16 protein-coding genes are annotated in these 13479 nt (G+C 72.4%); 7 read left to right on the top strand and 9 right to left on the bottom strand.

Annotated elements, in window-relative coordinates; translation table 11 throughout:
• Positions 1–147: 147 nt before the first annotated feature.
• On the bottom strand, positions 148–459 hold the full coding sequence (locus Sco07f_RS07600; protein WP_108987327.1) for a zinc-ribbon domain-containing protein: 312 nt from the start codon (positions 457–459) through the stop codon (positions 148–150).
• A 309-nt stretch (positions 460–768) separates the two neighbouring features.
• Between Sco07f_RS07600 and Sco07f_RS07605 the strand changes: the two genes are divergently transcribed.
• From Sco07f_RS07605 to Sco07f_RS07620, 3 genes are all read left to right on the top strand, one after another.
• On the top strand, positions 769–1059 hold the full coding sequence (locus Sco07f_RS07605; protein WP_007452099.1) for a DUF3040 domain-containing protein: 291 nt from the start codon (positions 769–771) through the stop codon (positions 1057–1059).
• 30 nt (positions 1060–1089) lie between these two features.
• On the top strand, positions 1090–2634 hold the full coding sequence (locus Sco07f_RS07610; protein WP_108987328.1) for a potassium/proton antiporter: 1545 nt from the start codon (positions 1090–1092) through the stop codon (positions 2632–2634).
• 448 nt (positions 2635–3082) lie between these two features.
• Positions 3083–4321: a cation:proton antiporter gene (locus Sco07f_RS07620; protein WP_007452103.1), complete on the top strand. Its 1239-nt coding sequence runs from the start codon at positions 3083–3085 to the stop codon at positions 4319–4321.
• A gap of 46 nt (positions 4322–4367) precedes the next feature.
• Here Sco07f_RS07620 and Sco07f_RS07625 read toward each other — a convergent pair whose 3' ends face one another.
• Complete coding sequence (locus Sco07f_RS07625; protein ID WP_108987330.1) at positions 4368–4856, bottom strand: cation:proton antiporter regulatory subunit; 489 nt, start codon at positions 4854–4856, stop codon at positions 4368–4370.
• Between the two features lie 119 nt (positions 4857–4975).
• Here Sco07f_RS07625 and Sco07f_RS07630 point away from each other — a divergent pair, with 119 nt between their 5' ends.
• Positions 4976–5755 (top strand): MBL fold metallo-hydrolase, encoded by a 780-nt coding sequence (locus Sco07f_RS07630; protein ID WP_087790120.1) that lies wholly within the window; start codon positions 4976–4978, stop codon positions 5753–5755.
• A gap of 60 nt (positions 5756–5815) precedes the next feature.
• Here Sco07f_RS07630 and Sco07f_RS07635 read toward each other — a convergent pair whose 3' ends face one another.
• A complete protein-coding gene (locus tag Sco07f_RS07635) occupies positions 5816–6913 on the bottom strand; it encodes an endonuclease/exonuclease/phosphatase family protein (RefSeq protein ID WP_244941999.1) in 1098 nt (365 codons plus the stop codon).
• Between the two features lie 87 nt (positions 6914–7000).
• Between Sco07f_RS07635 and Sco07f_RS07640 the strand changes: the two genes are divergently transcribed.
• Together Sco07f_RS07640 and Sco07f_RS07645 are read left to right on the top strand one after the other, a co-directional pair.
• Positions 7001–7756, top strand: coding sequence for a response regulator transcription factor (locus tag Sco07f_RS07640; protein WP_244942000.1), 756 nt, complete (start codon positions 7001–7003; stop codon positions 7754–7756).
• Positions 7749–8822 carry a sensor histidine kinase gene (locus tag Sco07f_RS07645; RefSeq protein WP_108987431.1) on the top strand — a complete coding sequence of 358 codons (1074 nt, stop codon included), beginning with the start codon at positions 7749–7751 and terminating at the stop codon, positions 8820–8822. Before Sco07f_RS07640 ends, Sco07f_RS07645 begins: the two co-directional genes overlap by 8 nt.
• Positions 8823–8842: 20 nt before the next feature.
• Here the strand turns inward: Sco07f_RS07645 and Sco07f_RS07650 are convergent, their stop codons facing one another.
• From Sco07f_RS07650 to Sco07f_RS07660, 3 genes are all read right to left on the bottom strand, one after another.
• Positions 8843–9418: an SLATT domain-containing protein gene (locus tag Sco07f_RS07650; RefSeq protein ID WP_054102391.1), complete on the bottom strand. Its 576-nt coding sequence runs from the start codon at positions 9416–9418 to the stop codon at positions 8843–8845.
• Positions 9419–9571: 153 nt separating this feature from the next.
• Positions 9572–10351, bottom strand: a complete 780-nt coding sequence (locus Sco07f_RS07655; protein ID WP_218030729.1) for an SDR family oxidoreductase — start codon at positions 10349–10351, stop codon at positions 9572–9574.
• Positions 10352–10429: 78 nt separating this feature from the next.
• Positions 10430–11008 (bottom strand): TetR/AcrR family transcriptional regulator, encoded by a 579-nt coding sequence (locus Sco07f_RS07660; protein ID WP_108987333.1) that lies wholly within the window; start codon positions 11006–11008, stop codon positions 10430–10432.
• 88 nt (positions 11009–11096) lie between these two features.
• On the opposite strand from Sco07f_RS07660, the gene Sco07f_RS07665 reads away from it, so the two are divergent.
• A complete protein-coding gene (locus tag Sco07f_RS07665) occupies positions 11097–11330 on the top strand; it encodes a type I restriction enzyme endonuclease domain-containing protein (protein WP_239110024.1) in 234 nt (77 codons plus the stop codon).
• On the opposite strand, the gene Sco07f_RS07670 is transcribed toward Sco07f_RS07665, so the two are convergent.
• The 3 genes from Sco07f_RS07670 to Sco07f_RS07680 all read right to left on the bottom strand — a co-directional run bounded on the left by Sco07f_RS07670 (position 11285) and on the right by Sco07f_RS07680 (position 13356).
• A complete protein-coding gene (locus Sco07f_RS07670; protein WP_108987334.1) occupies positions 11285–11674 on the bottom strand; it encodes a PIN-like domain-containing protein in 390 nt (129 codons plus the stop codon). The two genes, Sco07f_RS07665 and Sco07f_RS07670, sit on opposite strands and share 46 nt — an antisense overlap.
• A complete protein-coding gene (locus Sco07f_RS07675; RefSeq protein WP_007452070.1) occupies positions 11664–12320 on the bottom strand; it encodes a DUF433 domain-containing protein in 657 nt (218 codons plus the stop codon). The genes Sco07f_RS07670 and Sco07f_RS07675 overlap by 11 nt, the downstream gene beginning before the upstream one ends.
• 94 nt (positions 12321–12414) lie before the next feature.
• Positions 12415–13356, bottom strand: a complete 942-nt coding sequence (locus Sco07f_RS07680; protein ID WP_108987335.1) for a hypothetical protein — start codon at positions 13354–13356, stop codon at positions 12415–12417.
• Positions 13357–13479: the final 123 nt, after the last annotated feature.

Genomic DNA, 13479 nt, shown 5'->3' on the forward strand with positions numbered 1-13479 from the left:
CCGTTGCGCGGTGTCCGGCAATGTGAGGGTAGTCAACACTGCCGGAAACCGGCAACGCGGAGGGCAGGGGGCAGCCGCTAACCTCCGCCGCCCCCGTCGGTGCGGTGCCTCGACGGGGGCGGCGGAGGCGCCGGAGGCGTCAGGCCCTCACGGGCGCCCGTACGGCTGCTGCCCCGCCGGCCCGTGGGTCTGACCGCCAGGCCCCTGGTATCCGCCCTGGCCAGCGGCCTCCTGCGCCTGGAGCTCCTCCGCCTGCTCCCTGGTCACCTGCTGCTCGGCGCCGCAGAAGGTGCACTGCGTCGCGTACTTCGTGGAGAAGGGGAACAGCGGCACGAAGAACAGCGTGAACTTCGTGACGCGCTTCCTGAGCGTGTGCGCGGAGGGGTTGCCGCACCGGCCGCACACCAGTGTCAGTATCGCGAGCTGGTAGAGGTATCCCTTGGTGCCAAAAATGATCATGAGCTGGGTCCTTCCCGGTCGGCCCCCCGCGAGCGCGCAGGACAGGCAGATCCTCTCCCAGGTTGCGCCGCGACCGCTCCCGGCGGCCACCCGCGGGGTTCCCGCGTCCCTACAGGTTGCACGCCCCGGGATCTGGGTGCCGTCCCGTATGGACCGGACGGCCCTGCCCGGGCGAGTCTGGAGACCACTCCCCTTACCCGGCGGCCTCGTTCTGGTGTGATCGGGACGACCCGCACCGCAAGGAGAGCACATGGCCCGCCCCGCTGACCGCGTCGCCCCCGCAGGGCCCCGCGGCGGGAGGAGGACCTCATGCCCCTGTCCGACGACCGCAGACTCACCGAGATCGAGTCCCGGCTGCACCGCGAGGACCCCGGGTTCGTCCGGGCCTTCGCCGACGGCCGCCCCCGCCGCCCGCGCGAGTACCGGTACCGCCGGGCCTGGCTGCTGCTCGCCGTCGCGCTCGGCGCGCTGGCCACCGGCGTCTTCCTCGCCCACGGGCTGCTCATCGCCGCCGGGCTGGTCTTCGCCGGCGTCGCCGGTGAACTCTTCGACCCGCACCGGCGCGAACGCCCGGCCCGGTGCCCGCCCTCCGGGTCCTGATCCCGGCGGACGCGGTCCGGAGTCCGCCCGATGACCCTGTCCGAGCTGTACGTGATGCTGCTGATCGGCGGCACGGTGCTGCTGGCGAGCATCGCCGCCGCCCGCGCCGCCCACCGCATCGGTCTGCCCAGCCTGCTGCTGTTCCTGTGCGTCGGCCTCGTCGCGGGCGAGGACGGTCTCGGCCTGCGCTTCGACGACGCGCAGCTGGCCCAGGCGCTGGGCGCCGCCGCCCTCGCGCTCATCCTGGTCGAGGGCGGCCTGACCACCCGGTGGAGCGACGTACGGCGCCTGCTCGCCCCGGCCGGCGTCCTGGCCACCGTGGGCGTGGCGATCTCCGTCGTGGTGACCGCGGCGGGCGCGCACTGGCTGCTGGGGATCGACTGGCGCCTGGCCCTGCTGATCGGCGCGATCGTCTCCTCCACCGACGCCGCCGCCGTCTTCTCCGTACTGCGCGCCCTGCCGCTGCCGCGCAAAGTGAGCGTGCTGGTGGAGGCCGAGTCCGGCTTCAACGACGCGCCGACCATCATCCTGGTCCTGCTCTTCTCCACCACCGCCGACCTGCCGGGACCGCTCCCGGTCGTGGGCAATCTGCTCTTCCAGCTCGTGGTCGGCGGAGTCCTGGGCGTGGTGATCGGCCGTCTCGGCGTCGCGGCGCTGCGGCACATCGCCCTGCCCGCGACCGGCCTGTACCCGCTGGCGACGGTCGGCTTCGGCGTCATCGCCTTCGCCGCCGCCGGGGCGCTCGGCGCCAGCGGCATCATCGCCGCCTACCTCTCCGGGCTCGTCCTCGGCAACGCCAAGCTGCCCCACCGCGCGGCCACCCGCTCCTTCGCCGAGGGCGTCGGCTGGCTGGCCCAGATCGGCCTGTTCGTCATGCTCGGCCTGCTCGTCGACCCGTCCGAGCTGCCCTCGGCGATCCTCCCGGCCCTGGTCGTCGGCCTGGTCCTGCTCCTGGTCGCCCGGCCCGTCTCCGTCCTGCTCTGCCTGCTGCCCTTCCGCGTGCCCTGGCGGGAGCAGGCCTTCATCTCCTGGGCCGGGCTGCGCGGCGCGGTCCCCATCGTGCTCACGACGTTCCCGGTCGTGGCCGGGGTGAGCGGCGCGCGCGACGCCCTGAACATCGTGTTCGTCCTCGTCGTCCTGTTCACCCTGCTCCAGGGGCCCACGCTGCCCGCCGTCGCCCGGTGGACGGGCGTGACCCGTCCGGACGCGCTGCGCGAGATCCAGGTCGAGACGGCGCCGCTGGACCTGCTGGACGCCGACCTGCTCACCGTGTCCGTCCCGCCGGGCTCGCGGCTGCACGGCGTCACCGTCTTCGAACTGCGCCTGCCGCACCCGACGGCGGTGACCCTGGTCGTCCGCGACGGCACCAGCCTCGTACCCGACCGCGACACCGTGCTGCGCGCGGGCGACGAACTGCTGCTCATCACCACGCCCCGGGTCCGCGAGACCGCCGAACGCCGGCTGCGCGCGGTCGGCCGCCGCGGCAAACTGGCCCGCTGGCTGGGGGAGTACGGCACTCCGGAGTCGGAGCCATTGCTCCCCGTTCACCCCGAAAAACATCACAATGCGCAATAAGTGATGCGGTAAACTTCTTTACCGAGCCGTGACCGTGCGGCAGTTCGAAAAAGCGGATTCGAAAAGACGGATTCGAGAAGACGGTTCGAGAAGACAGGGGTACGCCAGATGCACCGAGCGACCCCGACCGTCAGCGCCGTCCACACCGCACGCATCGACAACACGGCCCGAGACAGCGTCCCCGAATCCTGACGCGTTCCTCCACCGCAACAGGCTGCCCCGGAGCTGCGGGCAGCAGCCACGCCGCAGCCGCTGCGGGCAGTCGTGCCGCTGGGGCGGCACGGGTGGGCGGTGGGGGTACCGCCCAGGCCGTTCAGGCACTGGGGGAGGCACCCCAACGCCGGCAGCGCACCCACCCCGGCTCGCACCCAGCAGGCACCCGCGCCCCCCCCGCATCCGCGCCCCCGCACGCCCCCCGCCACCGACCACCCCGGAGGGACAGCCGCCCGTGCACAACACGACCGCCGTGCTCATCGAACTCGGAGCGATCATTCTCGCTCTCGGACTCCTCGGCCGCATCGCCGGCCGCGTGGGCTTCTCGCCCATCCCCCTCTACCTGCTGGCCGGGCTCGCCTTCGGCCACGGCGGCATCCTGCCCCTGCAGGCCAGCGAGGAGTTCACGGCGACGGGCGCGGAGATCGGCGTCATCCTGCTGCTGCTCCTGCTCGGCCTGGAGTACAGCGCCTCCGAACTGGTCACCAACCTCAAGACCCAATACCCCTCCGGCGCCGTCGACTTCGTACTGAACGCCGTCCCCGGCGCCGTGGCGGCACTGATCCTCGGCTGGGGCCCGGTGGCCGCCGTCGCGCTCGCGGGCGTCACCTGGATCTCCTCCTCCGGAGTGATCGCCAAGGTCCTCGGCGACCTGGGCCGGCTCGGCAACCGCGAGACGCCGGTGATCCTCGGTGTCCTCGTCATCGAGGATCTCGCGATGGCCGTCTACCTGCCGATCCTCACCGCCCTGCTGGCCGGGGTGAGCCTGGCCGGCGGCGCCGTCACCCTGCTGATCTCCCTGGGCACCGTCGGCGCCGTCCTCTACCTCGCGCTGCGCCACGGGCGGCTGATCAGCCGCGCGGTCTCCTCCGACAGCGCGGAAACGCTCCTGCTGGTGGTCCTCGGCCTCACCCTCGTCGTGGCCGGCCTCGCCCAGGAACTCCAGGTCTCCGCGGCGGTCGGCGCGTTCCTCGTCGGCATCGCCCTGTCCGGCGAGGTCGCCGAGGGCGCCAGCAGCCTCCTGACCCCGCTGCGCGACCTGTTCGCGGCCGTCTTCTTCGTCTTCTTCGGCCTGTCCACCAACCCCGCCGACATTCCGCCGGTCCTCGTCCCGGCCCTGATCCTCGCCGTGGTCACCGCCCTGACCAAGGTCGCCACCGGCTGGTACGCCGCGCACCGCGCCGGGCTGCGGGGCTCGGGCCGCTGGCGGGCGGGCGGCACGCTGGTGGCGCGGGGCGAGTTCTCGATCGTCATCGCCGGACTCGCGGTGGGCGTCGAGCCCCGCCTCGGCCCGCTGGCGACGGCCTACGTGCTCATTCTCGTCGTACTCGGCCCGCTCACCGCCCGCTTCACCGAGCCCCTCGCCCGCCGCCTCACCCGGGGCCCCGGCAAGGCGGCCGGGGCAGGGGGCGACGCCGCGACCGCACCCGGGACCACCACGGAGCCGACGGGGTCGACGCACGCCAACGCGTGAACCGGCGGACGCCCCGCGCCCACCCCCGCCCCGGACCCCGGGGGGCTCACTCCCGCCCGAGGATCTCCGCGGCCGCGTCGACGCCCTCGCGCGTGCCGATCACGATCAGCGTGTCGCCGCCGGCCAGCCGGAAGTCCGGACCCGGCGACGGGAGCGCCTCGGTCCGCCGCAGCACCGCGACGATGGACACACCGGTCTCGGTACGCGTACGGGTGTCGCCCAGCAGGCGCCCGTTCCAGTGCGACGACGCCGACAGCCCGACGCGCTCCGCGACCAGCCCCAGCTCGGTCGTCGACAGCAGGCTGGGACTGTGATGGGCGGGCCTGAGCGCGTCGACGACCAGGGCCGCCTCCTGCCCGTCGAGCCGCACCGACAGCTCGGGGTCCTCGTCCGGACCCTTCCCGCGGTAGGAGCTCAGCGTCCGCGCCCCGTCCTTCTCCGCCACCACCGACAGCCGACGCCGCTCGCGGGTGACCAGGTCGTAGCGCACCCCTATCCCCGGCAACGGCGTCCTGCTCGTACGCGCAGCACCCACGGCCGCCTCCCTGTCTGCCCAGGCCAGTCCTTCCGGCAACCCGGGACACCTTAGGCCCTGCCCGCGCGTTTGGCCCTCCGCCCCGTCACCCCCCACCGTCCGCCATAGACTCCGTGATCATGACGGACGTCCTGCGCCTCACGGTCCTCGGCAGCGCGAGCCCGTACCCCCGGGCGGGGAACCCCTGCTCCGGGTACCTGGTCGAGGGCGGCGGCGCCCGGCTGTGGATGGACGCCGGGAGCGGCACGCTCGGCGCGCTGGGCGAGCACGTACGCCTGGACCGGCTCGACGGCATCTGGATCTCCCACCTGCACGCGGACCACTGCGCCGACCTGCTGACGGCGTACTACGGCCTGCTGTACGCGGACGTCGAACTCGCCGCCCCCGTACCGCTGCTGGGGCCGCCGGGCATCGCCGACCGGCTCGCCGGGTTCCTCACCAACGGGCCGCGGCGCAGCCTCGTCGAGGACGCCTTCCGCATCGTCGAACTGCACGACCGGCACCGCGCCCGCGTCGGTGGCCTCACGCTCACCAGCCGCGCCGTGGCGCACGGGATGCCCGCCTTCGGGCTCCGCGTCGAGACCGAGGCCGGCGCCTCCCTCGTCTACTCCGGCGACAGCGCCCCCTGCGACGCCCTCACGGCGCTCGCCGACGGCTGTACGACGCTGCTGTGCGAGGCGGACCTCGCACAACCGGCGCCGGCCGGCACCGAGGCCGTGCACCACACGCCGGAGGACGCGGGCGCGACCGCTGCCGCCGCCGCAGCGAAACGCCTGGTCGTCACCCACCTGGGCCCGTTCCTGGAACCGTCGGAAGCGGTGCGCCGTGCGGCGGCGCACTACACCGGCCCGGTGGAGTACGCGGCACCCGGCCGCACCTTCGAGCTCGCGAAGCCCTGAGACCCCGCCCGGCCCGGCCTGTCGCGTGCCCGGCCTCTCGCGTGCCCGGCCCGGCGACGCTCACCAGCTGATACGCGCCGCCACCGGCAGGTGGTCGCTGCCGGTGGCGGGCAGCACCCAGGAACTGTCCGGCTCCACGCCCCGCACCAGGATGTGGTCGATCCGCGCCACCGGGAACCGCGCCGGCCAGCTGAACCCGAAGCCGTCCCCGGCCGCTTCCTGGACCGAGTGCACCTGCGAGGTGACGCCGTCGAAGGCGCGGTCGTCCAGGGAGCCGTTCAGGTCGCCGAGCAGCACCACCCGCTCACTGCGGTCGGCGGCGAGGACGTCGCCGAGCGCCCGGATGTTCCGGTCGCGCGAGTCCGTCCAGAAACCGGTCCGGGGGTTCAGCCGTACGGAGCCCAGGTGGACCACGTACACCGTCAGCGGGCCCTGGTCGGTGGCCACCGTGGTGCGCAGGGCCCGGTTGCCGGCCGTCCGCACGTCGGCCGGCTTGGTGGCCGCCAGCGGCCCGACGTCCGTCGCGATGTCGACCGGCCGCGTGTCCGACAACGGCAGCCTGCTCCACACCCCGACCGTGCCCACGACCGCGTGGTACGGGTACGCCTCGGCCAGCTCCTCCTCGTACACGTCCCGGTCCTGGTCGGTGATCTCCTCCAGGGCCAGCACGTCCGCACCCGAGGCGGCCAGGCCGCGGGCGGTGCCGGCCGGGTCCGGGTTGTCGGCGCCGACGTTGTGGGTGGCCAGGGCGAGGTCGCCGCCCGGGTGCGACTTGTCGGCGAGCAGCCCGCCGAAGAGGCTCAGCCACACGGTGACCGGCAGCACCAGCGCGGTCACCGCGGCGGGGGAGCGGCGCCACAGGGCCCCGGCCGCCAGCACGGGGACGAACAGCCCGAACCACGGCAGGAACGTCTCGACCAGGCTGCCGACGGTCCCGACCCGGTTCGGGACGTACGCGTGCAGCAGCATGACCAGGCCCAGCAGCAGCGCCGCCCCGGTGAGCACCGGGGCGCGCTTCCAGACCTCCGGCCGGACGGCGCGGCGCAACGCCTCCCGCGAAAGCCGGCGCGGGGCGGGGGCGGGTGCGGGGGCTGCGGCTGTGACCGGTTCCGGGGCTGTGACCGGTTCCGGGGCTGACGGTGATGAGGTCCGATACATGCCGCCAGTGAAGGAAACGCGCCGTTGCGAGGGCGTATGCGGTTTTGGATACGCGGACGATACGTGCCGGCTCGTAACCTCGACGGCATGCGTGTGCTGATCGTCGAGGACGAGCCCTACCTGGCGGAAGCGATCCGCGACGGCCTGCGCCTGGAAGCGATCGCGGCCGACATCGCCGGAGACGGCGACACCGCGCTGCGACTCCTGGACGCCAACGCCTACGACATCGCCGTCCTCGACCGCGACATCCCCGGCCCGTCCGGTGACGAGGTCGCCGCACACATCGTCGCCTCCGGCAGCGGCATGCCGATCCTCATGCTCACGGCGGCCGACCGCCTCGACGACAAGGCCTCCGGCTTCGGACTCGGCGCCGACGACTACCTCACCAAGCCGTTCGACCTGCGGGAGCTCGCGCTCAGGCTCCGGGCCCTGGACCGCAGGCGCGCCCACAGCAGGCCGCCGGTGCGGGAGATCGCCGGTCTGCGCCTCGACCCGTTCCGCAGGGAGGTCTACCGGGACGGCCGCTACGTCGCGCTGACCAGGAAGCAGTTCGCGGTGCTCGACGTGCTGGTCGCCGCCGAGGGCGGTGTCGTCAGCGCCGAGGAACTCCTGGAACGCGCGTGGGACGAGAACGCCGACCCGTTCACCAACGCCGTCCGCATCACCGTCTCGGCCCTGCGCAAGCGCCTCGGCGAGCCCTGGATCATCGCCACCGTGCCGGGCGTCGGCTACCGCATCGACACGGGACCCGACGCGGGACCCGACGCGGGACCCGGCACCGGACCGGACACCGGACCTGCGGCAGGCCCCGGCACCGGATACGGCGGCGGTGACCGTGGGTAGGCGGCCCGGCCTGAGCGTCCGCCTCAAACTCACCCTCAGCTACGCCGGTTTCCTCATGCTCGCCGGTGCCCTGCTCCTCGCCGCCGTGGGCGTGTTCCTCGTGCAGCAGGGCTGGTTGCGCACCAACGAACGGGGGGCGGTGCGAGCGACCCCGGGCACGATCTTCCTCCGCGACTTCGCCCCGACGGCAGCCGCGGTCATGGTGTTCCTCCTGCTCTTCGGTCTCCTGGGCGGATGGATCCTCGCCGGACGCATGCTCGCCCCCCTGGACCGCATCACCCAGGCCACCCGCACGGCCGAGGCCGGCTCGCTGTCCCACCGGATCCGGTTGCCGGGCCGCAGGGACGAGTTCCGCGAACTCGCCGACGCCTTCGACACGATGCTCGCCCGCCTCGAAGCCCGCGTCGCCGAACAGCAGCGCTTCGCGGCCAACGCCTCGCACGAGCTGCGCACCCCGCTCGCCGTCTCGAAGGCCCTCCTCGACGTGGCCCGCACTGACCCGGACCAGGACACCGGCGAGATCATCGACCGCCTCCACACCGTGAACACCCGGGCGATCGACCTCACCGAGGCCCTGCTTCTGCTCAGCCGGGCCGGTCAGCGTTCCTTCACCCGGGAACACGTCGACCTGTCCCTCCTGGCGGAAGAGGCCACCGAGACCCTCCTGCCGCTCGCCGAGAAGCACGGCATCGCGCTCGAGACCGGCGGCGAGGTGGCCCCCGCCTCCGGATCGCCGACGCTCCTCCTGCAACTGACCACGAACCTCGTCCACAACGCGATCGTCCACAACCTCCCCGGACGAGGCAGGGTCCGCGTCCACACCACCTCCGGCCCGCACACCGCGCTGCTCACCGTCGAGAACACCGGCGAACGGATCAGCCCCCAGCAGGCCGCGACCCTCACCGAACCGTTCCAGCGCGGCACCGAACGCGTCCACACCGACCATGCGGGCACCGGCCTGGGCCTGGCCATCGTCGCCACCATCACCGAGGCCCACGACGGCATCCTCACCGTCACGCCCCGCGGCGAGGGCGGCCTCCGCGTCACGGTGCAACTGCCCGGGTGAGGGTCGACCGGGCCGTGCCGTCACTCCTGTGGGCGTTCGGCGGGCGCCTGGAGGGGCTGGTACGGGACTGCCGCGGTGAGGGGAGTCCGGCTCAGGCTGCCCCAGTTGCTGGCGTCCTGGCTCAGCGTCGCGTCGAGCAGTTCCATCGCTTCCCGCGCGATGAGCTGCCGGTCGTCGCCCGAGGCCTCCCGGCGCTCGACGTTCCGTATGATCCGCTGGAGTTCGGCGAGTATCAGGCTCCGCTGCTGCCACAGCTCGTGGTGGCGCATGAGGCCGCTCCACGCCGAGATCACCCCGACGACGCCGGCCACGGCGGTGCTGGCCAACCCGAGCCATGCGGCGTAGTCCCGCCAGGCCGCGACCGCCACACCGAGCACGGCGATGAGTCCGTTGAGGGCGGCGATCCCCACGGTGGACCGCCGGGCCTTCTTCTTCATCAGCTCGCGGGTGCGCGTGTATTCCTTGCGGAAGTGACTCAGGTAGTGGGTGGTCACTCCGAGCGCGTCCGAGTCCGCCGGGGGCGGTTCCATCGGCCGCATGCCGGTGAACTTCTGCTGCCCGTCCGTCTGTTGCCCCGCACCGGTCCGCCGCCTCATGCCCCGGATCCTAGCCGCGACGCTTCCGGCACGGCGCGGGCCGGGACCGGGCTGAGTCCGCCCGCCGGACCGGGCCACGAGGAGCCGCAGGCCCAGCTCCGCCACGGGCGCTCCCGTTCCGTGCTGGGGGCGCCCGTGGGGATGGGGTGCGGATCAGAGCTGGGAGCCGCCGCCGTCCACGGGGAGCTCCGCGCCCGTGGTGAAGGTGGCCTCGAAGGCGAGGAAGGCCATCGTCCGGGCCACCTCCTCCGGGGTGCCCATCCGCCGCATCGGGTTTTCGGCGGCCATCTGTGCCTTGGTCTGCTCGGCGGCCTCCTTCGGCATCGACTTCTCCAGGATCCCGGAATCGATCGGGCCGGGGCTGACCGCGTTGACGCGGATCCCGCGCGGCAGCAGTTCCCTGGCCAGGCTGCGGGTCATCGAGCGCAGTGCGGCCTTGCTCGCCCCGTAGGCGCTCAGCGCGGGGATGCCCAGCACGTTGGCGACCGACGTGGTGAGTACGACTCCTGCCCCGTCGGCCAGCAGCGGAACGAGCTTCTGCACCGTGAAGTAGGGGCCCTTGGCGTTGATCGTCAGCAACTGGTCGAAGAGCTCCTCGCCCGTCTCCTCGAACGGCGCGAAGCCGTTGACGCCCGCGTTGGCGAAGAGCGCGTGGACGGTGCCGAACTCGGCCTTGACCCGGTCGGCCAGCGCCTCGATGTCGTCCAGTGAGGAGGCGTCGCTGCGCACCGTGAGGTGCCCGGCACCGAGTTGCTCGCCGGCGGCGTCCAGTGCGGCCCGGTCCCGGCCGGTGATCAGCACCCGGGCGCCCTCGTGCGCCAGGAGCTTCGCGACGGCCAGGCCGAAGCCGCTGCTGCCGCCGGTGACGACGACGTTCTTGCCCGTGTACTTGCCGGTGTACGTGCCCGTGTACGTGCCCATGTGCTGGCTCATGTTCTGCTCCAGTTCTTTAACTCAAGGTACAGAATTTCGGTATGACAACCCCCGGCGGTGCCGGGGGGAGGTGGTGGGTCAGAGGGAGTCGACCGTCGCGTCGATCACCCGGGTGAGCCGGTCCGGCCCTTGGGCGATGCGGGCCACCAGGCGCATCCCGACGACGGTGTTCATCAGCATGCTGCCGAGGGCGGCGGGGTCGCGCCCCGGGTCGATCTCTCCCGCCCGTTGCCCCTCCGCCGCCAGTGCCTGGAAGGCCTCTTCGGTGCGGTCGAGCATCCGGCGGAGCACCTCCGCCGCCTCCTGGTCGACGCCGGCCCGCTCGGCCGTGGTGTTCACCGCCAGGCAGCCTCGGTGATCCGGGTCGGCCAGGTCCATCTCGGCCAGCGCCGTGAGTGCCCCGCGCAGTCGCTGCTTCACCGGGCCCGGCTGCTCCAGCACCTCGATCAGTGCCTCGGTCTGGCTGTCCCGGTACCGACGCAGCGCTCGCAGGAAGAGTGCCTGCTTGCTGCCGAACGCGTTGTACAGACTCCCCTTTCCGATGCCGAGCGCGTCCACCAGGTCCTGGGGGGTGGTGGCGGCGTACCCCTTTCGCCAGAACACCTCCATCGCCTGGTCGACGGCGATCTCCGGGTCGAACTCCTTCGGTCTGGCCATGTCCCGACTGTAAGCAATTCTGGACCTGCGAGTCAAGAACGTAGGCCGCCGCGGTGAGCAGTTCGACCCACCGCTCAACCACGCGGAGTTGGCGTTCTACGACGCGGTCGCCCTCCGCGACATGGCCAAGGCGATGGAGGGCGGCGACAACACCCTCGCCAAGATCGCCCGTGCCCTCGTCAAGGACATCCAGAAGAACCTCTCCGTCGACTGGCTCTCCCGTGAGCCCCGTCCGCGCCAAGCTCCGTACCCGCATCCACCGCGTGCTGGCGCCGGTCAGGGCGGCCAGGTGCGCTCGATACGCTCGCGCCGTACCGCGTAGGCCGCTGGGCCGCCTCGTGCCACGGCACGATGGATCGCCTCCCGGTGGGCGTCGAGCCGCTCGACCATCTCCACACTGCGCAGTTGCTGGTTGTCGAGATAGAAGAGCACTGCTTCCCGCTCAAGCACTGGCCGGATCTCCAGGTCTCGGCTCTTGATCCGGCCGTCCTTCGAGAGCGGCGCCCATGACTGGTCGAGACCGTGCGCGATCCAGTCCTCGTCGGCAACGTCCTGTCCGTCGTCGGCGAAGACGTCCCCGATACGGTGTACGGTCCAGCCGCACGCCCTCAGTCCCTCTGCGACACGACGTCCGAGATTGCGGTCGAGGAAGAACTCAGGCGGCAAGGCGCACCACTGCCCTGCACAGCTCGTCGACCTGCTCGGGCGTCATGTCGAAGTCGTACGCGATGTCCTCGACGCTCTCCCCGGCCTCCCAAAGGTCGGTGATCGCGTTGACCGCGACACGGTTGGCGGCCACGACGGGCCTCCCGCGCCCGAACCTCGGGTCGATCACGACGGGTACGGAGTCCGGGTACTGCCTGAGCCGCAGGCTGGACGGGAAGTCTTCGTCGGGTTCCCAGTTCAGGTAGCGGAGGTAGTCGGAGACGACCTCGTGGATGGGCGCCTGACTGTCGCGGGCTCTGCGGAGGTCGCCGAGGCCGTGCTCGATGAAGATGTCCACGCCGTCCGTCGCGATCCGCTTCGACACAAGGCCGTACGGGGTGGCAAAGGCATCCCGTACGGCGGCGGCAGCTTCTCTGATCTCGCTCATCCGGAGCCCCAGAGAGCGCAAGGAATGGAGAACATGCGCCTCGGCCACCGCGATGAACGGTACGGAGGGCTGTCCCTTGCGCATCGGCTCGACCTGGTGGACCAGCGGCGCTCCGGCGGCTCTGCCCTTCAGCCACGAATGGAGTGTCGACTGTGGAATCTCCAGGTAGGAGGCTGTTTCCGCGGGAGTCAGAAGTCCGTCCTCGAACCTGTCGACCATGTCCCACCTCCTCCTGCCGTGCCCGGTACCGGGTCTCGCATCGTCGCACATCAAGGCTGCCACCCGGGGCCGCACGGCACACCTGCCCACCGGCTCAGCCGGCCGCACGCAGGCTCTCCCCGACCACGTGGTCCCGGCAGCTCCGGCAGCGTCCCGGTTCCTGGGCGCGGAAGGCGCGCTCGCAGCCGTCGCAGGTCTGGAACGGCAGCACGGCCGGGCGCTCGACGGTCGGTGGGAGAGGCAGCAGGGGTGGCACGGGCAGCGGCGTCTCCCGCAGGCGGAACGCGAGGAAGCTCGCCGGGCGGGCCCGGAAGCGGTCGGGAAGCCGTACGGTCAGCAGCTCGGTGATCTCGTGCGCTCCCACTCCGGCCGCCAGCCACTCGGTCACGGCCGGCGCCAAGCGGGCGGCCTCCCGCGCGGACAGGACGAGCCGGGGGTCGACCCGACGCAGGGCGCTCAGCACGGCAACCGCCTTCGGATCGGCGTCGCCCAGTGCGGGCACCGGGCTCTCGGTCTCCTCAGGGGCGGGCGCGGGACCGGGAGCAGGCGCCACCTCACGCAGAGGAGAAGCGGACTCTCGCACGACGGACCGCTCCCGGGGCCGCTCCGGGGGCCGTGCCTGGGACCGGGGCGGCGTCGGCGGCTCGGGCGGGCCGGGCGGGCCGTCGGGACCGTCCGGACCATCGCCACCGGGGACGTCGTAGAAGTACGTCCGGGTACGGATCTGCCCGGAGACCAGCCGCTCCCGGCGACGCTCCAGGTAACCGGCGGCTTCCAGCTCCCGGAGAGCACGCGAAATCAGGATCTCGCCCTCGCTGAAGTGCTCGCACAGGGCGGCGATGGTCACAGGGGCGCCGGTGGGCAACGACAGGATGTACACGGCCACGCCGACCGTGACCGCGCTGCCGCGCCGCTGGGCGAGGGCGTTGGAGACCACCGTGAAGTCGGCGGTGAGCCGGGTGCGTACGTGGATCACACCGGACGTCGGTGCTCCGGCGTCGGCGCGCAGGCGCGCGTTAGACTGCGAGTCAGCCATCGGGAAGCGTCTTCTTCCTTGATCGGTCAGGCCCGCGTCCGGGAGTGCGAATCCTGGGCGTGGGCCGCTCTGTTGTAGGTCGTTGGTGCGCTCTTGCGGTGAACGTAACGGCCCGAATCCCGC

This window comes from Streptomyces coelicoflavus (assembly GCF_003112555.1).
GTDB lineage: Bacteria > Actinomycetota > Actinomycetes > Streptomycetales > Streptomycetaceae > Streptomyces > Streptomyces coelicoflavus.

Bases quoted from the DNA above. Each gene is read 5' to 3' on its own strand.
- Sco07f_RS07600 (WP_108987327.1), bottom strand. From the start codon at position 459: ATGATCATTTTTGGCACCAAGGGATACCTCTACCAGCTCGCGATACTG.
- Sco07f_RS07605 (WP_007452099.1), top strand. From the start codon at position 769: ATGCCCCTGTCCGACGACCGCAGACTCACCGAGATCGAGTCCCGGCTG.
- Sco07f_RS07610 (WP_108987328.1), top strand. From the start codon at position 1,090: ATGACCCTGTCCGAGCTGTACGTGATGCTGCTGATCGGCGGCACGGTG.
- Sco07f_RS07630 (WP_087790120.1), top strand. From the start codon at position 4,976: ATGACGGACGTCCTGCGCCTCACGGTCCTCGGCAGCGCGAGCCCGTAC.
- Sco07f_RS07635 (WP_244941999.1), bottom strand. From the start codon at position 6,913: ATGTATCGGACCTCATCACCGTCAGCCCCGGAACCGGTCACAGCCCCG.
- Sco07f_RS07640 (WP_244942000.1), top strand. From the start codon at position 7,001: ATGCGTGTGCTGATCGTCGAGGACGAGCCCTACCTGGCGGAAGCGATC.
- Sco07f_RS07650 (WP_054102391.1), bottom strand. From the start codon at position 9,418: ATGAGGCGGCGGACCGGTGCGGGGCAACAGACGGACGGGCAGCAGAAG.
- Sco07f_RS07655 (WP_218030729.1), bottom strand. From the start codon at position 10,351: ATGAGCCAGCACATGGGCACGTACACGGGCACGTACACCGGCAAGTAC.
- Sco07f_RS07660 (WP_108987333.1), bottom strand. From the start codon at position 11,008: ATGGCCAGACCGAAGGAGTTCGACCCGGAGATCGCCGTCGACCAGGCG.
- Sco07f_RS07675 (WP_007452070.1), bottom strand. From the start codon at position 12,320: ATGGTCGACAGGTTCGAGGACGGACTTCTGACTCCCGCGGAAACAGCC.
- Sco07f_RS07680 (WP_108987335.1), bottom strand. From the start codon at position 13,356: ATGGCTGACTCGCAGTCTAACGCGCGCCTGCGCGCCGACGCCGGAGCA.